The organism is Enterococcus sp. M-BR2 (genome assembly GCF_056612775.1).
This window is the reverse complement of the sequence record NZ_CM152743.1, coordinates 1,222,751-1,240,000: the sequence shown is the minus strand read 5'-3', so window position 1 is coordinate 1,240,000 and position 17,250 is coordinate 1,222,751. Positions and strand designations below refer to the sequence as shown.

Below are 17,250 nucleotides of genomic sequence, written 5' to 3'. Positions count from 1 at the left end.
TTCCTGCTGCCCCTGCCATGGCGAATGTGGCGAAGTGGTTAACGCACCGGATTGTGGCTCCGGCATTCGTGGGTTCGATTCCCATCATTCGCCTTTTTTATTCTTGGGGTATAGCCAAGCGGTAAGGCAAGGGACTTTGACTCCCTCATGCGTTGGTTCGAATCCAGCTACCCCAGTTTCTATAATTTATTCTTTATTTTATAGATTGATAATAGTATAATGGCGGTATAGCCAAGTGGTAAGGCAGAGGTCTGCAAAACCTTCATCACCGGTTCAAATCCGGTTACCGCCTTAGTACTAATAAATCAACTTGCCGGCGTGGCGGAATTGGCAGACGCGCTGGACTCAAAATCCAGTGCCCGTTGAGGGCGTGCCGGTTCGACCCCGGCCGCCGGTATTGACTAAGATGTCTTCATCTTAGTTTTTTATTGAGAAATTAAATAACATCTTTTATGATGGCGAATGTGGCGAAGTGGTTAACGCACCGGATTGTGGCTCCGGCATTCGTGGGTTCGATTCCCATCATTCGCCCTTTATTCTTGGGGTATAGCCAAGCGGTAAGGCAAGGGACTTTGACTCCCTCATGCGTTGGTTCGAATCCAGCTACCCCAGTTATTCTTTTAATTTGCCGGCGTGGCGGAATTGGCAGACGCGCTGGACTCAAAATCCAGTGTCCGTTGAGGACGTGCCGGTTCGACCCCGGCCGCCGGTATTACGAAAAACCTTGAAATTAAATTTCAAGGTTTTTTATTTTATTTAAATACTATTTTATAAACCCATAGATCAGTATAGGAACAGTAAAGTTTATTAGGTTTGAAAAATTTTTTTGTATATAAAAAAGAACCTGTATTAAAAAATAATAATATTTTCTACTAAAATATATTGAAATAAAATTTCATAATTATATAATTAATTATGAACATTCTTTGCTTCATTATGCAGTGAATGGTCTCTATTTTATTGAAAAGGAGTGGTTTTAGTGGAAAAGCTGATGAAATGGGTTGAGGAAAAACTTGTCCCACCAATGGCAAAAATTGGTACACAGCGACATTTGTTGGCAATTCGTAATGGGGTTGTTTCAACACTGTCATTGATTTTGATTGGTACATTTTTTATGGTTTTCATCAATTTACCGTTTCCTGGGTGGAATGAATTTATTGCCCCTTATTCGGCAACAATCGTTTTACCTTTCAGGATTACGATGGGATTAATGGCTATTTACGCAACTTTTGTTATGGGTTCGGATCTAGCTAAATCATATGGGTTGGATAGTGTGACGGGTGGTATATTATCACTAGGGACGTTCTTTATGTTACAAGTTCCTGTAAACGTTTTAACACCTGAAGAGGCACCTCTTGGCTGGGTCTTACCGATGAGTTCTTTAGGAGCATCTGGGATGTTTGCCGGGATCCTATCCATGATTTTTGCAGTGGAAGTGTATCGTTTCTTTAAAAAGCGTAATATTACTATCAAAATGCCAGAACAAGTACCACCTGCTGTGGCCCGTAGTTTTGAGGCATTGATTCCTGGTGCAGTGATTTTAACAACGACTTGGTTGATTCGAAGCGTCGCGGGTTTCGATGTAAACGCTGCCTTATTATCGTTATTCGAGCCCTTAACCAATATTTTAGGGAATAATCTGCTTGGTGTTTTATTACCGATGTTTTTGATCCATTTGTTGTGGTCATTTGGGATCCATGGCATGAGTATCGTAGGAGCTGTTGTTCGTCCAATGTGGCTGATTATGTTGGATGAGAATGCGAAGGCGTTAGCAGATGGTACAGCTGCTACCAAATTGCCTTATATCGGTCCTGAACAGTTTTATCAATGGACAGTTACGATTGGCGGTGCAGGAGCCACGATTGTGGTATCAGTTTTGTTTTTATTCTTTTGTAAATCAAAATTCTTAAAAGAAGTTGGTCGTTTTTCCATTATTCCTGGTATCTTCAATATCAATGAGCCGATGATTTTTGGAGCTCCTATGATGTTGAATCCTTACATGTTCATTCCATTCAACTTAGTTCCTTTAGTTTTGACTATTGTCAGCTATTTTGCAGTCAAATTAGAAATGGTCAATGGATTTACTGTGTTGCCAACATGGACATTACCAGCACCAATCGGCGGCTACCTTTCAGCAGGAAATGACTGGCGTGTGGTTGTTTTGATTGTGATCAATACACTGATAGCATTTATCATCTATTATCCATTTGTAAAAGCTTATGATAAAAAGATGTTGTCAGATGAACAAAATAATAATGGAGATAACGAAATACAAACTGCTTAAGTCTGATTTCAGAGGTGGAAAACAATGTATTGGCTGATTTTATTTTTTGTTTTTATCTTTTTATTAACGATAAGCCAACTTATGTTGAATATGCTGGCTATGCGTCACGTTCACATCAATCGTTGGGTTTGGGCTCTGGCATCATTTTTGATTGTGATTCTTCCAAAGATCATTTTACCGCAGATGAATGTTTTATTATCATGGGGTACATATATACTTTGTGGAATTTTTGCTATCAATTTTATGATCGAGCAGCATAGGTGGTTTGTCACATCGAAGCTTTGATCGAAGCTTTAAATGTTCCAAAAGCAGGCTTGTAAATGCAAGCTTGCTTTTTTACCGTTGTACCAAGAACAATAGTCCACATACTAACTGAGTCGTTTCTTTTCTTTCCGTTCTGCCATTGATGTTTTTTTATATAAAGATTATGATTGCTTTAACCGATTTGGCAGAAAAAAGGAGATAAAAATGAGCGATTTATCAACAATGGATTTAGAATTAGTGGATGCTGCAACCGAAGTCATTAAATCAAATATTGATTTGGTGTCTTTCAATCATACAGTAGGAGCTGCAGTACGTTGCACAAATGGTAATGTGTATACTGGTGTGAATGTTTATTCGAATCATGGGGCATGTGCAGAAATCATTGCGTTAGGGACAGCAATCAGTCGTGGTGAACGTGATTTTGAGTGTATCGTAGCTGTGGGTGGAGATCATTCTGACATGATCTATTCTCCATGTGGGAATTGCCGACAGTTTATATTGGAGTATGCACCTGCTTGTGAAATCATTGTCTCAACAGAAGAGGGGGCTAAAAAAATCAAAATTACGGATCTCATTCCATATGCTTACCACAGATCAGAATGATTTTTATACAAACAGATTCTCTTTTTATTTTCAATCAACAGAAGGATTAATGATGTTGGATGAATGATTATTGGTATACAAGGAGATGCAGTGTCATGGGGAAGCTAGTCATATTAAGAGGAAATTCAGCAAGTGGGAAAACAACGACAGCTAAAGCTATTCAAAATCATTTTCCTATGGGGAAGGTGATGCGAATCTCTCAAGATGAAGTGAGAAGAGAAATGTTGAATGTCAAAGATAAAGTAGGAAATCCTACACCAGATTTGATCCGTCAGTTGGCAGAATTTGGAAAAGACAGATTTGATTTAGTCCTTGTCGAGGGGATCATGAGTGCAAAAATCTACAAAGCGATGCTTATGGACCTGTATGAGAGCTTTCAAGGAAATGTATTTGCTTATTATTACGATCTTTCTTTTGAAGAAACGCTGAGACGTCACAGCCAGAGAAAGATGTCAAAAGAATTTGGTGCAGAACAAATGGCGGATTGGTGGTTGGAGCATGATATACTTGGATTGCCTAATGAGAAGATACTGACTGCCGAATTAAGTCAACAAGAAATGATAGAGAAAATACTTCAGGAGATTGATCTGCAGGTAGACAGTTGATTTTTTATCAAGAAATAATTGGTGATAAAAATTAAAATTTTTATTCTGTTCTAAACAATTATGGTTGTTTAGAACTTTTTTTTGTGTATGATATAAAGGAGAAATAATTTTTTAAAGGGAAGGAAATTGTTTTGATAAAAGTAGATGGAGCATTACTGAAAGAATACCGAAAGAAAAAGGGGTTAACACAAGTACAATTAGCAGAAGGTATTTGCGAACAGGCAACTGTCAGCAATATCGAAAACAAGAATATGTCACCAGGTATCAACATCCTAAGTGCGCTTTGCAAAAAGTTGAATGTCGAGATCTCCGATATATTAGTGGAAACAGAAGAAGACAAGATCAGAAAAAAATTAAGTGAGATTCAATCGTTGAATGCTGTATCGAAGTACAAAGAATCTTATGAAATTTTACAAACGATTGATCAGAAAAAAGTAAGCAATTCTGATCTTTTAAACCAAATCTTGTTTTATCAAGGACTGCTTGATCATCTTTATGCAAAAAAAGAAGATGCAGCATTGTTTTATTTCAATCAAGTGTTGGAACAAACGACCGAAACAGATATCCATCACTTACAAGCAGCTGCAAATGTGGCAATGATCTACTTGGCAAAAGGAGAACTAGACTTTGCAAAAGTGTATGTGGAACGTACGCTTAAAATCTTGAATGATACTGATTTTGATAATCTGATGGTCTGTATCGTATATTATAATATCGCCACCTATTACAGCAAAATCGAGAACTATGAAAAAGCAATCCAGTTGTGCGAGAAGGGGATTGGATACAATAAGAAACATAAATCAACCCATGCATTGGAATACTTGCTTTATGAAATTGCTTTTTGCCATAAGCAACTAGGAGAAGACGATTATTTAGAAAGATATATGGATGCCAAAAAAGTAGCATGTTTCAACGGGAATGATCACGCGGTGAAAGTGATCGAAAACGACCTTAAATAAAGAGATCTTGACAGAAGTGTTCAACTTTAAGAACATCGTATATTCGAAAAAAGGAGATGTGACAAAAATTTTTGTCACATCTCCTTTATTATGGTTTAATTTCGATTTCGGACAGCCGATATTCAATCGTAAAAATTGATGACCATTTCCGCCGTAAATCGATCCATCCATAATCGCCACTTTGCCTATAGAAATCAGCTTCTCTCTTAAAAGAGGGATATCTGATACAGCTTTGGATATATCCAGCCACATCAAATAGGTTGCTTCAAGATCGACGACTTTTACATCTGGCAGTTTTTCCTGGATAAATGCTTTTACATACCGCTGATTGCTTTCAAGATAATGATTCAGTTCATCTACCCAATGACTGCAATACCGATAGGCACTCATTGTCGCTAACATACCGAAAATATTGGTAGAAGATAACCCATCCGCATTTTTTAACTTCCTTTGAAAATGCTCACGTAACCCAAGATTCGGTATCAACGTATAGGCAAATGTCAATCCAGGGAAGTTAAATGTTTTTGTACCGCTGGTGACAATCGCCACTTGTTCATAATTGAAGCGTGTGATAGGTATATGCGTTTGTCCTCGTCCTAAAATGTCCATGTGTATCTCATCAGATAATAAAAATATAGAATACTGACGGCACGATGCCACGATTTTTTCTAATTCCCATTGTTTCCATACTCTACCGGTTGGATTGTGGGGAGAGCAGAGAAGTAGTACTTTGTTTTCTGGCCTGGCTAATTTCTCTTCTAAATCCGTAAAATCGATCCGGTACTGATTTTCTTCATAGATTAAAGGATTATCGACTAGAAGTCGGTCATTGTCTTGGATGACTTTAAAAAAAGCATCATAAGCTGGCGTTTGTAAAACCACTCCTTCCCCTTTTTTAGTAAGCATTTGAATAAGGGTAGATACTGCATAGATAACTGTTGGAGTGTACATGATCCATTCTTCTTCCAGTAGTGTGTCAAAACGGGATTGATACCACTGTTTAATTGCTTCTTTTAATTCATGATGATTCCAGCGGGTATAGCCAAATACTGGGTGGTTCATTCTTTCTTTCAAAGTATCAAGTACTTCTTCGGGGACCATAAAATCTGTATCAGAAATCGTAAAAGGGAGTAAATCAGCTTCGCCAAATCGGTCTTCAACGTAGTCCCACTGTGTACAGTACGTTCCTTTTCTATTTATAGCGGTATCAAATGCCACAAATTTCACCTTCTATCTTTTTATCCTAAAATCGTATCAAGCTGATTGCGAACAGTTGTGGCTTTCGTTCCGATAATCACTTGGACGTTTTGATGATCGAGATGGACCACACCTAATGCTCCTAGTTGTTTTAACTTTTCATCATCTACGATATCTGCATCTGCTAAAACTAAACGTAAACGTGTAATACAATTATCTAAAGATTGGATGTTTTCTTGACCACCAAGTGCTGCTAAAATTCCTTTTGCATCGTATCCGCCTGTTTTATGAAAGTTCACTTCTTGATCGGTATATTCTGTTTCATCCACTGTCTTGTCACGCCCAGGTGTTTTTAAATCCAATTTTATGATTACTGTTTTGAAGACAATATAGTAAATACCGAACCACAAAGCACCGATTATTAATACCCACCACCATTTTGTGTCATTACCTTGGAGTAGACCAAAAATCACAAAATCTAAGATTCCACCATCTGTATTCCCGATTACGACACCTAATAATGCCATGACCATAAAACCTAGACCAGTCATGACGACATGGAAGAGCCATAATAGCGGACTAATGAATAAAAATAAAAATTCGATTGGTTCTGTGATTCCGGTCACAGCTGTCGCAATCACACCTGAAATCAACAATCCTTTGATTTTATGTCGATTTTGTGGTGCAGCGGTACGATACATAGCTAATGCTGCTGCAGGCAGTCCAAAAATAAATGTAGGCATTTTTCCCTGTGATAAAAAGGCAGTTGCACTTGGCGAAATAGGCAAATTGTTTTGCAATTCTGCATAAAAGATATTCAGTGCACCAAATACTTCTTTCCCATCAATGATCGCCGAACCACCAGCTTCAGTAAAGCGTATCATCGAAACTAGAATATGGTGAAGCCCGAATGGAAGAAGCAGTCGTTCCCCTGAACCGAATAAGAAGGGACCAAATATTCCTGAACGTTGGATTAGCTGGCCGATAGCCATAATGACCATAGCGAATAAAGGCCAAATCAAGGGGATGATCAAACCAACAAACCCTAAAACTAGAGAAGTGATAATCGGTACAAAACGAGCCCCTGAGAAGAAGGCGAAACTATCTGGTAACTGAACAGTATAAAACCTGTTATGCAACTTATAAACGATGATTCCAGCAATGATCCCTCCAAGAACACCCATTTCGATCGTCTGGATACCAAAAACCATTCCTTGTCCAGCTTCTCGCAAGTGGTCGGCATCAACTAAACGATTTGTCAGGACTAAGTAAAAGTTGATGGCTAAATTCATGACAGTGTAACCGACGAATCCAGAGAAAGCGGCCACACCTTTTTCCTTACGAACTAATCCTAATGGAATGGCCATGGCAAACATGACTGGCAAGTAGGTAAAGGCAAAACCGCCAATAGCAGACATGAATTGGAACACTGCTTTAACTGCTGGATATTCTAAAAACGGTAAAGTCTGAATCATTGATTCACTGGAAAATGAACTACCTAACCCTAAAAGAATACCCATGAAAGCCAACAAAGCAACCGGCAACATAAAAGTCTTTCCCAACCCTTGAAAGAACTCCCAAAAGGTTGATTTCTTTTTCTTTGTATTCATTTTTCTTCCTCCATCTCTTAGTAGTTTTAAGATTTTTAAAAAATGATTTCGCTTTCATTGATAGGTTTATTATAGCTAACTAAAGGAAATAAAAAAGAGGAGACAGATATTCTGTATCCTCATACATGATTGAGTAAGATGTTTCACTAGAAATAGCAACAAATTATAGCTAATTGTTTTTCATTTGGTCTGCATACATCAAGAGTACTGTATCAAATAAACAAATCACAGAAATTCTTGAACTTAAATCGACACTGTGGTGATAGCGAGTCGTTCCCTTTGCATATAAGGAAATCGTCGATAATTTTTCCAAGTTACTTCCCTTGGTTGAAATAATGCTGATGATAGGGACTTGTTGTCTTTGAGCAATCTGGGAATAGGAGAGGATACCTTTTGTTTCTCCTGTGAAACTGACGAAAATGGCTAAGTCTTCCTGTTTCAAATTACTTACAGCTGCTTCTTGTTCATCCCAATCTGAACGAGCAAATGCTTTTTTTCCTAAAAAAGTCAGTTTTCGAGCAAAATCTGTACAAATAGGGAAGCTTCCTCCTAATCCAAAAACTTCGATAGTATTCGATTGATAGATCAATGTCATCATTTGTTTGGCCTTTTCTTCGCTCATTTGATGGAACGTCTCTGTGACATTTGAAGTGATTTGGTTCGTGATTGTTTGAAAGCTTCGGCTATTTCCTTCCTGTTCCTCTACATGGATGGATTGATCGATGGCGTATTTCAACTCTTTAAAACCTTGATAGCCTAAATGTTTAGCCGTTCGGGAGATAGTAGCAGTTGAGACAAATAAATCATCAGATACTTCATAAATCGTTTTTGTTCCAATATCGGACAAATGGAGGAATATATAATCCAATATTTCATTTTCGATTTTACTTAACGAGGAACGCTTCTTTTCTAGTAAAGCAATCAAACTATTGCTTAACATGGACGGTACTCCTTTCAATATCTAACAAAAATAGTATTCGTAAACAAATATCTGAGAGTGTAAAATATTTTGTGTAAATAGAAAAAAGGAAGTCCCTTCTGTAGAATAGAGTTACCACAACACATTCACAGAAAAGAGGACTTCCATATGAACGATTTTACTACAGAAATTCTAAAGACTCTAGCGAACAAAGGCGATTTGAATGAATTATTCCGTGTCCATTTGGAAAAAGCTGTCAATACGCTTCTCAAAACGGAGTTAACGGCTTTCCTCGATTACGAAAAGTACGATCGCATTGGTTTTAACACGGGTAATTCTCGTAACGGCTCCTATGACCGTACGGTCAAGACCGAGTACGGGGAACTTCATCTCCAGATTCCGCGCGACCGCAACGGCGAGTTCAAGCAACAGACTGTTCCCGCTTATAGACGGACGAATGATACCTTAGAGGAGACCGTCATTCACCTCTTCCGAAAAGGTATTACCATGTCGGAAATCGCAGACTTGATTGAGAAAATGTATGGGCATCACTACACGCCCCAAACCATGTCCAATATAACAAAATCATTTACAGAAGAGGTAACGGCGTTTAAAGGGCGGGAGCTTCATGACCGTTATGCTGCTATTTATATGGACGCAACGTATATTCCGTTAAAGCGGAAAACCGTCGCCAAGGAAGCTATTCATATCGCAGTTGGCATTCGCCCGGACGGATCAAAGGAAGTATTGAGCTATGCGATTGCACCGACTGAATCCATCACGATTTGGGAGGAAATTTTATTGGACCTTCAAGAGCGCGGTTTGAAAAACGTCCTCCTGTTCATCACGGATGGCTTAAAGGGGATGGTAGGAGCGATTAGTCGGTTCTATCCCAAAGCTCGTTTTCAACATTGTTGTGTACAAGTTTCCCGTAATATCAGTCACAAAGTGCGTGTCAATAATCGTAAGGAAGTCTGTGATGATTTTAAAATGGTGTATCAAGCCTCGTCTAAAGAGGTGGCGTTGGAAGCACGTGGTGCTTTTGCGAAAAAATGGAAAACCAGCTATCCAAAAGTGGTTGAATCGATTCTTTCGAACGATCACTTGCTCACTTTCTTTGATTTCCCCTTGGCCATACGCAAGAGTATTTATTCTACGAACTTGATTGAATCCTTTAATAAGCAAATCAAGAAATACAGCCACCGCAAGGAACAGTTCCAAAACGAAGAGTCGATGGAACGTTTCTTAGTCTCGTCTTTTGATACTTACAACCAAAAATTCCTAGGTCGCAGTCATAAAGGCTTTCAACAGGCCGAAGGCGAACTTGAACAAATGCTAAGCCAACTGATTGAGAATTAGAAACAATCTACAGTAGGGAGGAACCATTTACACAAAATTATTGACGCTCCCAAATATCTCTGTTGAGTTTAGATAATAATCTAACTTATTATATAGCGCTTTCATAAAAATGTATATATAATAAAAGTTAGTTAAAATACTGGGATGATCTAAAGACAAAAGAGAGGAAGATAACCAATGAATCTTAACAAGCCCAAGATTGCTGAACAAAGTCCAAAGAAAATCTTTCTTTTCGATATGACATTCAGTTTGATTTCTTCTGATGGACTTTTGCAAACGCAACGTTTAGAAAGAAAATTGACACATTTCTTTCAAAAAGAGCAAAAAAATGTGTCAGTCAAAGTATATGATTCTAGCCAAATAGACAAAGAAGCAAAGAGAGCAGACATCTTATTGCTCACTCCTCGTAAAATATATTTTGTCTAACAGTTTTCTTTCAAGGTGTCTATAAATCATAAAATTTATTGAATAACACATTCCTTCCGGAATTTGTTTCGATATTGTGTGATTTCTCAGAGTACAATGGATGTATGGAAAGGATCCAACGGGAATTTGCTACTCACCCCTGTAGTTTTGTCTACCTTGTAAAGTCTGTTACCCGTGCCACTGTTATCACTACCAACTCATTAGCTGTTTCGATAATGGACTAGACTTTCAAATAGTAGTTGGAAGGCAGCTTCTAGCTCTTTTATCACCGTATTCTATTAGGCGAGGTTGTGGCTATACAGTGAGTTTCTGGGGAATCCCACAGTATCGAAGCATTTTCCAAAATTTAAAATGAAAGGAGGTCCTTCTTCCATGAAATTATTTGTCGGTATTGACGTTAGCTCTGAAAAATTAGATGTTTGTTTTCTAACTGACGATGATCAACTCTCTATATTGTCTGAAATCCCTGTTACCAATGATATTGAGGGTGCCACATCCATACGAGATATGATTCTTGAGTTCAATGAGAATTATCACTTTAATCAGATTGTGATTGGTATGGAATCAACGTCCATGTACAGCTTTCACCCTTCCATGTTTTTTCACGAAGATGAGGAGCTGAAGAAACTCAATACACTTGTAACGATTGAAAATCCTTTTCGGATTAAACAGTTCAGTCGCATGTTTGATGAGGATAAAACTGATCGAAACGATGCATTAAGAATTGCTGACTTTTTGCGTATCCAACGATTCACAACTTCCCCTATCAAAGAAGAGAAATACATGGCTTTACAGCGTTTAACTCGTACTCGCTATCAACTCATTAAGCAATTAACTCGTACAAAACAACATTTTCTGGAAAATCTAACGTACAAATGCAATACGCTTGCTCGAGAAATGCGAGACGAATCGACAAGTCTTTTTAGTGCCACAGTCATTTCCCTTATGACAGAAGACTTCACCCTCGATGAGTTAGCTGAGCTTCCTTTGGAAGCCTTCTGTGACTTACTTCAAGAAAAAGGAAGAGGTCGGTTCAAGCAACCAGAAAAAATTGCCAAGGCGATTCAACGAGCTATCAGATCAAGCTATCGCTTAGGATCTGTAGCCCAAGAGTCTATTGATATTGTTCTGGGTGTTCTTGTCTGCGAAATACGGGCTCTTGAAAAGAACATCAAAGAACTAGATAAAGCAATCGAACAATTAGTGGTTGTTATTCCAGAATACCAATGCTTAACCAGTATTCCAGGCGTTGGTAAAGTCTACGCCGCTGGATTGATCGCTGAAATCGGTCAAATCGAAAGATTTGAAGATCAGACGAAATTAGCAAAATATGCTGGATTAAGCTGGAAAGTCAAACAATCCGGGAACTATCAGTCACAAAACACGCCTCTGACAAAACAAGGGAATCGATATTTCCGTTATTACTTAGTTGAAGCTGCCAACTCTGTAAAAAATTATCTTCCCGAATATAAAGCTTTTTATCAAAGCAAATATAAAGAGGTTCCAAAACATCAACACAAACGAGCTCTCGTCTTAACCGCAAGAAAATTTACGCGTCTGGTGGATACGCTACTACGTAACCATCAACTCTACACGCCCCCAAGGAGCGTGATAGATAAATAACACTTTGTTATTGACGCAAATCCTTGAAATGACCCGAAAAAATTTTGATTTTGGTCGGGTCTAGTTAAGTGCGCTTCAAAACAGGTGACTCAATAAAACTATGTTTCATTTTTATCTTGACTTATTACCATTAGACTTTACTTGGATATGCAAAAGATAAAATAGAAAGTCAGTTCCCTGAAATACCTGTTTTCGTAATATCTAAGGAAGAATACGGAACTTTGGATGTGGAGAAAATAGTTAGTAAAATGGATGATTAAATCAAATTTTGATTGTTCATCCATTTTATCGTTTTAAGAAGTCTCTGCTATGTTCAAATGGTAATTTTGAATGTAGTAGAGTTTTTTACGCAAACCAACATAATTCTTAAAATGAATCTACTTGGATGATTTTTGTCCCCATATTCTTGATTTTGTCTAATACTTTTTCAGAGCAAAATTTATCAGTGATCAAATAATCAAAGACTGAAATATCAGCAATCTTGAATTTTGATGTCAGTCCGATTTTTCGATGATCAGCAACTAGAATCTTACATTTGATTGTCTGGTTGATCATCATTTCGTTGATTGTTGATTCATTCAATATTTTCGTTGTGACCCCATGTGCGACATCGACTCCGCTGCAACCAATGATACAAATGTCTGCATTGATTGAAGAAATCGTATTTAATGCGATATCGCCCACCAGTGCTTCTTTTGGAAAGCGCATCTCTCCGCCAGTTAAAATATAACTGCAATTATCTTTGTGAGGAGAATAGTTGATTTTTACGTTGTTTGTAACGACTGTCAAATGGTTAGATTGAAGAAAATCCAGTGTTTTCAATGCAGTCGAGCTAGAATTAATAAACAATGTATCATAATCGCTAATGTATTTACTAGCTTCTCTGGCAATCGCTTGTTTAATCCTTTCAGGACCAGATTGATCAAAATCAGTCTGGTTTTTGTAATTATAAGAACAATAACCGTAATTGCGGATGATCTCGTTTTTTTCTTCTAATAAATTTAAATCTCTGCGTATCGTACTAATAGATACATCCAGAGATTCAGCTAATTGAAAAGTTGACAATTGTTCGGTTTGCTGAAGTAGTTCCAAAATATCTTTTTGCCGTTTTTCAATATTGACAAGTGAGTTTTTCATGACTGTTGCCTCCTGAAGGACATCTTGATCCATGGATTTATTTGATTAGTTGTTCATTTAAATATTCATATCTGTCTTTATTATACTGAAACAATCATTAATATTTAAAAGAAAATCATATAAAAGACAAACAGTCATATAAAAGGGTTTTCACGCATGCGGTTACGCATTAAGATTTACTTGTAAGTCGTAAGAATGATATGGGGGGAACAAGTAAATGAGCAAAACGGTAAATGAAGTGACAAAAGAAAAGTGGATATTAGAAACATTTCCAGAATGGGGTACGTATTTGAACGAGGAAATCGAATCAGAGGTAGTGGAACCTGGAACTTTTGCTATGTGGTGGCTAGGCTGTACGGGAATTTGGCTGAAAAGTCATGAAGGAACGAATATCTTATGTGATTTATGGTGTGGAACGGGAAAACGCAGTCATGGAAATGGCATGATGAAAAAAGGGCATCAGATGATGCGTATGAGCGGTGTTCAAAATGTGCAGCCTAACTTACGGACTCAGCCTTTCGTAATCGATCCTTTTGAAATAAAAAATGTAGACGCTTTAATCGTCACACACATCCATTCCGATCATCTAGATATTCACACAGCTGCAGCCGTGCATCAAAATTGTCCTGAAGCAATATTCATTGGACCAAAAGAAGTGGTTCACACGTGGCAAAAATGGGGGATCCCTGAAGAAAAAACGATTATCGTGAAACCAGGTGATGCGGTCAAAATCAAAAATATCAATGTAGTAGCTTTAGAAGCGTTTGATCGGACAGCGTTGGTTACTTGTGAAGATCCGGAAGAAGTATTGAAAGGAAAAATGCCTCAGGAGATGGATCAAATAGCAGTAAATTATTTATTTGAAACATCAGGAGGTAATCTTTATCACGCAGGAGATTCACATTATTCCAATTTATTTGCCAAACATGGCAATGACCACAAAATCGATGTCTGCTTAGGAGCCTACGGTGAAAACCCACGAGGGATAACAGACAAAGTTACTTCTGTTGATATGCTGCGCATGGCGGAGTCATTGAATGCAAAAGTAGTGATTCCTTTCCACTACGATATTTGGTCTAATTTTATGGCTGATCCTAAAGAGATTACTGAAATTTGGAAATTCAAAAAGGATCGCTTGCATTATGGGTTTAAACCTTATATCTGGCAAGTAGGCGGGAAATTCATCTATCCGACAAACAAAGATGATCTTGAGTTTAATTTTTATCGCGGATTTGAAGATGTCTTCTCGATTGAAAATGATACACCGTTTCCGTCGTTTTTATAAGAAAGAAGGGAAGTTTCTTGCTGAAATACTTTTTTGACTATCAATTGATTCATTACCCAGATAAAGAAATCACGAATTGGCGTGAAGCTATCGCCGAAAGCTGTCGTGTATTGATTGATAAGAAAATCATTGATCAAACGTATGTTGAAGAAATCATTCATTGTGTAGAAAAATATGGACCTTATATTGTGATTGCACCTCAAGTAGCCATGCCACATTCTTCAGAAAAAAGCGAGGGAGTTTTTGGAACGGCTATTTCATTTACCAAGTTGAAGCAGCCAGTCCGTTTTGAAAGCGAAGATGAGAATGAGGAGAAAACGGCCAGTTTGTTTTTTACACTCGCAGCAAAAGATCCAAAAGAACACCTAGAAAATATCCAAAAATTATCCGAATTATTAATGACAGATGGATTGGTTGAGCGTCTCATCTCTACGAACTCCATCGATGATTACCAAGTTGTGATGGCGGAATATAATTAATTGATAGAGGAGAAAAAAGATGGGGGAATTTTTGTTAAGCATTTGGACGTATTTTGCAACAAATATCTTGACGCAGCCAGCGTACCTGATTGGTTTTATCGTGTTATTAGGCTATATTTTGCTGAAACGCCCGCTTCATGAATGCATCGCTGGATTCTTAAAGGCAACGGTTGGCTACTTTATTTTGACTGTTGGCTCTGGTGGTTTGGTCAACAATTTTCGACCAATCTTGGTTGGACTAAAAGAACGGTTTAATTTGGATGCTATGGTTACAGATCCTTATTTTGGACAAAATGCTGTGGATGCTGGATTAATGGAGACATTTGGCCGTACCTTTGGAGATGTGATGATTCTATTACTGATTGCATTTGTTTTAAATATTTTATTAGTCCGTTTTCAGAAATATACGAAACTGCGATCCGTTTTCACGACCGGAAATGTTCAGGTCCAGCAAGCAGCTACCGCTTTTTGGATTTTACTGTTTTGTTTTCCTGATCTAGGCAGGATACAAGTATTGATATTTATGGGATTGATTTTAGGGTGTTATTGGGCAGTAGCTTCTAACTTAACAGTAGGGATCACGCAGGAATTGACAGAAGGTGCCGGATTTGCGGTGGCACATCAGCAAATGTTCGGAATCTTTATTTTTGCTAAACTAGCTGAATGGATGAAAAAGCGGGATGAAAAGAAAAATCGATCGATCAAGCAAGACAAGAAAATCGAAGATATCCAATTACCAGGATTCCTGTCGATATTTAATGAGAATATGGTTGCTACTTCGTTGCTCATGCTATTTTTCTTTGGGATCATTCTGCTTGTACTAGGCAAAGATTATTTGATTCAAGCACAATTCATGAAAGAGGGGCAGAGTTTCTTATTCTACATTATGACGACTTCCTTGAATTTTGCGGTATATCTGGCAATCTTGCAATTAGGGGTTCGGACTTTCGTCGATGAACTAACTCAATCTTTTCAAGGAATCTCAAACACGATTTTACCAGGAGCTGTTCCAGGAATCGATGTAGCCGCTACTTTTGGCTTTGGTTCGCCAAATGCGGTAACGATTGGATTTTTGTTCGGTGCTTTGGGTCAATTTTTGATGATTGGTTTACTGATTTTATTGAAATCGCCAACGATCGTCATAGCCGGTTTCATTCCGTTGTTTTTTGATAATGCTGTCATAGCAGTTTATGCCAATAACCGAGGTGGATTCAAAGCTGCCTGTCTATTCCCGTTTCTTTCTGGAATCATACAAGTAGGCGGTTCAGCATTATTCGCTACATGGATCGGGATGTCAACATACGGTGGTTATATCGGGATGTTCGATTGGGCGACAGCTTGGCCATTATTTACAGTAGTCATGAAAGTCCTAGGTTATGCTGGAATCGCCGTAGTCGTCATTGGTCTATTGGCTATTCCGCAGTTACAATATCGGAAAAATCCTGAAGGGTATTTCTTGATTGTAGAAGATTATGAAAAATATGCAGAAAAGCAGAAAGCATAAAAGAAATCTGATTAGACAACACTCATAATGGAGGGATTAGGATGAGAATTTTAGTATCGTGTGCAAATGGATCAGGAACCAGCTTGATGATGATGAGAAGTGTAGAAAAAGCAATGAAAGAACTAAATATACCAATTACCAAGATTCATCATTGTGCTATTTCAGAGGGGAAAAGCTCAGCGAGTCAATATGATGTCGTTTTTACACCAGTCAATTTTTTGAATATGTTTACTCAGGCAGAGAAAAAAGGCGTTACAGTTATTGGTATAAAAAATGTGATGTCCGCCAAAGAAATCAGTGAAAAATTTGCTGAAACAACATGGTATCAAAAAAACAAGTGAAAGAAGGAACCAAGATGAGCAGGCCGAATCTGCAAATTGCGTTAGATCACAATGATTTAGAACATGCATTAGGCGATGTTATGAAAGTCGGTGATGTAGTAGACATTATTGAAGTGGGAACGATCCTTTGCTTACAGGAAGGACAAAAAGCGATTCGCTGTATTCACAGTATATTTCCAGAAAAAAACTGGTCGCTGATACAAAATGTGCAGATGCTGGAGGAACAGTAGCAAGAAATGTTGCTACTGCAGGAGCAGATTGGATGACAGTCATTTGCTGTGCAACAATGCCAACGATGAAGGCAGCACAAAAAGAGATAGGCGAATTACAAGTAGAACTCTATGGCAATTGGACTTTTGAGCAAGCCAAGGATTGGTATAACATCGGAATCCGACAGGTAATCTACCACCAAAGCCGTGATGCGCTCTTATCTGGTGAAGCTTGGGGTGAAAAAGATTTATCGAAGGTCAGCAAACTGATTGAACTAGGCTTCAATGTTTCTGTAACTGGTGGATTAAATCCAAACACATTACAATTGTTTGAAGGAATCAACGTGTATACCTTTATCGCGGGTCGGGGGATTACAGCAGCAGAAGATCCAATGAAGGCTGCACAATGTTTCAAAGATGAGATCATTCGTATCTGGGGGTAAGGA

14 protein-coding genes, 8 tRNA genes and 3 pseudogenes (1 of these 25 running past the window's edge) are annotated in these 17,250 nt (G+C 38.1%); 21 read left to right on the top strand and 4 right to left on the bottom strand.

The window, feature by feature from the left end; genetic code table 11:
* The 13 genes from AC1F25_RS06045 to AC1F25_RS05985 form a co-directional block, all read left to right on the top strand.
* Positions 1-18, top strand: a tRNA-Trp gene (locus AC1F25_RS06045); it begins 56 nt to the left of the window's first position.
* 2 nt (positions 19-20) lie between these two features.
* Positions 21-93, top strand: a tRNA-His gene (locus AC1F25_RS06040).
* 11 nt (positions 94-104) lie between these two features.
* Positions 105-176, top strand: a tRNA-Gln gene (locus tag AC1F25_RS06035).
* A gap of 45 nt (positions 177-221) precedes the next feature.
* Positions 222-292: transfer RNA gene (locus AC1F25_RS06030), tRNA-Cys, on the top strand.
* A 20-nt stretch (positions 293-312) separates the two neighbouring features.
* A tRNA-Leu gene (locus AC1F25_RS06025) sits at positions 313-397 on the top strand.
* Positions 398-458: 61 nt separating this feature from the next.
* Positions 459-531, top strand: a tRNA-His gene (locus AC1F25_RS06020).
* A gap of 9 nt (positions 532-540) precedes the next feature.
* Positions 541-612 (top strand) — tRNA-Gln (locus AC1F25_RS06015).
* 15 nt (positions 613-627) lie between these two features.
* Positions 628-712, top strand: a tRNA-Leu gene (locus AC1F25_RS06010).
* Between the two features lie 267 nt (positions 713-979).
* Positions 980-2,284, top strand: a complete 1,305-nt coding sequence (locus AC1F25_RS06005; protein WP_151669091.1) for a PTS sugar transporter subunit IIC — start codon at positions 980-982, stop codon at positions 2,282-2,284.
* Between the two features lie 24 nt (positions 2,285-2,308).
* On the top strand, positions 2,309-2,569 hold the full coding sequence (locus AC1F25_RS06000) for a hypothetical protein (protein ID WP_002309692.1): 261 nt from the start codon (positions 2,309-2,311) through the stop codon (positions 2,567-2,569).
* Between the two features lie 183 nt (positions 2,570-2,752).
* On the top strand, positions 2,753-3,151 hold the full coding sequence (locus AC1F25_RS05995; RefSeq protein WP_002344105.1) for a cytidine deaminase family protein: 399 nt from the start codon (positions 2,753-2,755) through the stop codon (positions 3,149-3,151).
* Positions 3,152-3,246: 95 nt separating this feature from the next.
* Complete coding sequence (locus tag AC1F25_RS05990; RefSeq protein WP_065772719.1) at positions 3,247-3,756, top strand: kinase; 510 nt, start codon at positions 3,247-3,249, stop codon at positions 3,754-3,756.
* A gap of 131 nt (positions 3,757-3,887) precedes the next feature.
* On the top strand, positions 3,888-4,715 hold the full coding sequence (locus AC1F25_RS05985) for a helix-turn-helix domain-containing protein (RefSeq protein ID WP_073490765.1): 828 nt from the start codon (positions 3,888-3,890) through the stop codon (positions 4,713-4,715).
* A 93-nt stretch (positions 4,716-4,808) separates the two neighbouring features.
* Here the strand turns inward: AC1F25_RS05985 and AC1F25_RS05980 are convergent.
* The 3 genes and pseudogenes from AC1F25_RS05980 to AC1F25_RS05970 form a co-directional block, all read right to left on the bottom strand.
* A pseudogene (locus AC1F25_RS05980) lies at positions 4,809-5,942 on the bottom strand (MalY/PatB family protein); the annotation flags it as partial.
* Positions 5,943-5,953: 11 nt separating this feature from the next.
* A complete protein-coding gene (gene malX / locus AC1F25_RS05975; RefSeq protein WP_151669090.1) occupies positions 5,954-7,522 on the bottom strand; it encodes a maltose/glucose-specific PTS transporter subunit IIBC in 1,569 nt (522 codons plus the stop codon).
* A 169-nt stretch (positions 7,523-7,691) separates the two neighbouring features.
* Positions 7,692-8,462: a MurR/RpiR family transcriptional regulator gene (locus AC1F25_RS05970; RefSeq protein ID WP_479994332.1), complete on the bottom strand. Its 771-nt coding sequence runs from the start codon at positions 8,460-8,462 to the stop codon at positions 7,692-7,694.
* 147 nt (positions 8,463-8,609) lie between these two features.
* Between AC1F25_RS05970 and AC1F25_RS05965 the strand changes: the two genes are divergently transcribed.
* From AC1F25_RS05965 to AC1F25_RS05955, 3 genes and pseudogenes are all read left to right on the top strand, one after another.
* Positions 8,610-9,800, top strand: coding sequence for an IS256-like element ISLgar5 family transposase (locus tag AC1F25_RS05965; protein ID WP_479994059.1), 1,191 nt, complete (start codon positions 8,610-8,612; stop codon positions 9,798-9,800).
* A gap of 177 nt (positions 9,801-9,977) precedes the next feature.
* Positions 9,978-10,205 (top strand): annotated as a pseudogene (locus AC1F25_RS05960) (hypothetical protein); the annotation flags it as partial.
* Positions 10,206-10,598: 393 nt separating this feature from the next.
* Positions 10,599-11,849 carry an IS110 family RNA-guided transposase gene (locus tag AC1F25_RS05955; protein ID WP_119364931.1) on the top strand — a complete coding sequence of 417 codons (1,251 nt, stop codon included), beginning with the start codon at positions 10,599-10,601 and terminating at the stop codon, positions 11,847-11,849.
* A 366-nt stretch (positions 11,850-12,215) separates the two neighbouring features.
* On the opposite strand, the gene AC1F25_RS05950 is transcribed toward AC1F25_RS05955, so the two are convergent.
* The gene (locus AC1F25_RS05950) at positions 12,216-12,986 is read right to left on the bottom strand and encodes a DeoR/GlpR family DNA-binding transcription regulator (RefSeq protein WP_002320561.1); all 771 of its coding nucleotides are present in this window, start codon (positions 12,984-12,986) and stop codon (positions 12,216-12,218) included.
* Between the two features lie 217 nt (positions 12,987-13,203).
* On the opposite strand from AC1F25_RS05950, the gene ulaG reads away from it, so the two are divergent.
* The 5 genes and pseudogenes from ulaG to AC1F25_RS05925 all read left to right on the top strand — a co-directional run bounded on the left by ulaG (position 13,204) and on the right by AC1F25_RS05925 (position 17,247).
* The gene (gene ulaG, locus AC1F25_RS05945; protein WP_479994331.1) at positions 13,204-14,271 is read left to right on the top strand and encodes an L-ascorbate 6-phosphate lactonase; all 1,068 of its coding nucleotides are present in this window, start codon (positions 13,204-13,206) and stop codon (positions 14,269-14,271) included.
* A 17-nt stretch (positions 14,272-14,288) separates the two neighbouring features.
* Positions 14,289-14,750, top strand: a complete 462-nt coding sequence (locus AC1F25_RS05940; RefSeq protein ID WP_002309681.1) for a PTS sugar transporter subunit IIA — start codon at positions 14,289-14,291, stop codon at positions 14,748-14,750.
* Positions 14,751-14,769: 19 nt separating this feature from the next.
* Positions 14,770-16,254, top strand: a complete 1,485-nt coding sequence (locus AC1F25_RS05935) for a PTS ascorbate transporter subunit IIC (protein ID WP_002309680.1) — start codon at positions 14,770-14,772, stop codon at positions 16,252-16,254.
* 41 nt (positions 16,255-16,295) lie between these two features.
* Complete coding sequence (locus AC1F25_RS05930; protein ID WP_002292382.1) at positions 16,296-16,595, top strand: PTS sugar transporter subunit IIB; 300 nt, start codon at positions 16,296-16,298, stop codon at positions 16,593-16,595.
* A 14-nt stretch (positions 16,596-16,609) separates the two neighbouring features.
* A pseudogene (locus AC1F25_RS05925) lies at positions 16,610-17,247 on the top strand (3-keto-L-gulonate-6-phosphate decarboxylase UlaD).
* The last annotated feature ends 3 nt before the right edge of the window (positions 17,248-17,250 follow it).

Bases quoted from the DNA above. Each gene is read 5' to 3' on its own strand.
- AC1F25_RS05990 (WP_065772719.1), top strand. From the start codon at position 3,247: ATGGGGAAGCTAGTCATATTAAGAGGAAATTCAGCAAGTGGGAAAACA.
- AC1F25_RS05995 (WP_002344105.1), top strand. From the start codon at position 2,753: ATGAGCGATTTATCAACAATGGATTTAGAATTAGTGGATGCTGCAACC.
- AC1F25_RS05950 (WP_002320561.1), bottom strand. From the start codon at position 12,986: ATGAAAAACTCACTTGTCAATATTGAAAAACGGCAAAAAGATATTTTG.
- ulaG (WP_479994331.1), top strand. From the start codon at position 13,204: ATGAGCAAAACGGTAAATGAAGTGACAAAAGAAAAGTGGATATTAGAA.
- malX (WP_151669090.1), bottom strand. From the start codon at position 7,522: ATGAATACAAAGAAAAAGAAATCAACCTTTTGGGAGTTCTTTCAAGGG.
- AC1F25_RS05930 (WP_002292382.1), top strand. From the start codon at position 16,296: ATGAGAATTTTAGTATCGTGTGCAAATGGATCAGGAACCAGCTTGATG.
- AC1F25_RS06000 (WP_002309692.1), top strand. From the start codon at position 2,309: ATGTATTGGCTGATTTTATTTTTTGTTTTTATCTTTTTATTAACGATA.
- AC1F25_RS05970 (WP_479994332.1), bottom strand. From the start codon at position 8,462: ATGTTAAGCAATAGTTTGATTGCTTTACTAGAAAAGAAGCGTTCCTCG.
- AC1F25_RS05965 (WP_479994059.1), top strand. From the start codon at position 8,610: ATGAACGATTTTACTACAGAAATTCTAAAGACTCTAGCGAACAAAGGC.
- AC1F25_RS05935 (WP_002309680.1), top strand. From the start codon at position 14,770: ATGGGGGAATTTTTGTTAAGCATTTGGACGTATTTTGCAACAAATATC.
- AC1F25_RS05955 (WP_119364931.1), top strand. From the start codon at position 10,599: ATGAAATTATTTGTCGGTATTGACGTTAGCTCTGAAAAATTAGATGTT.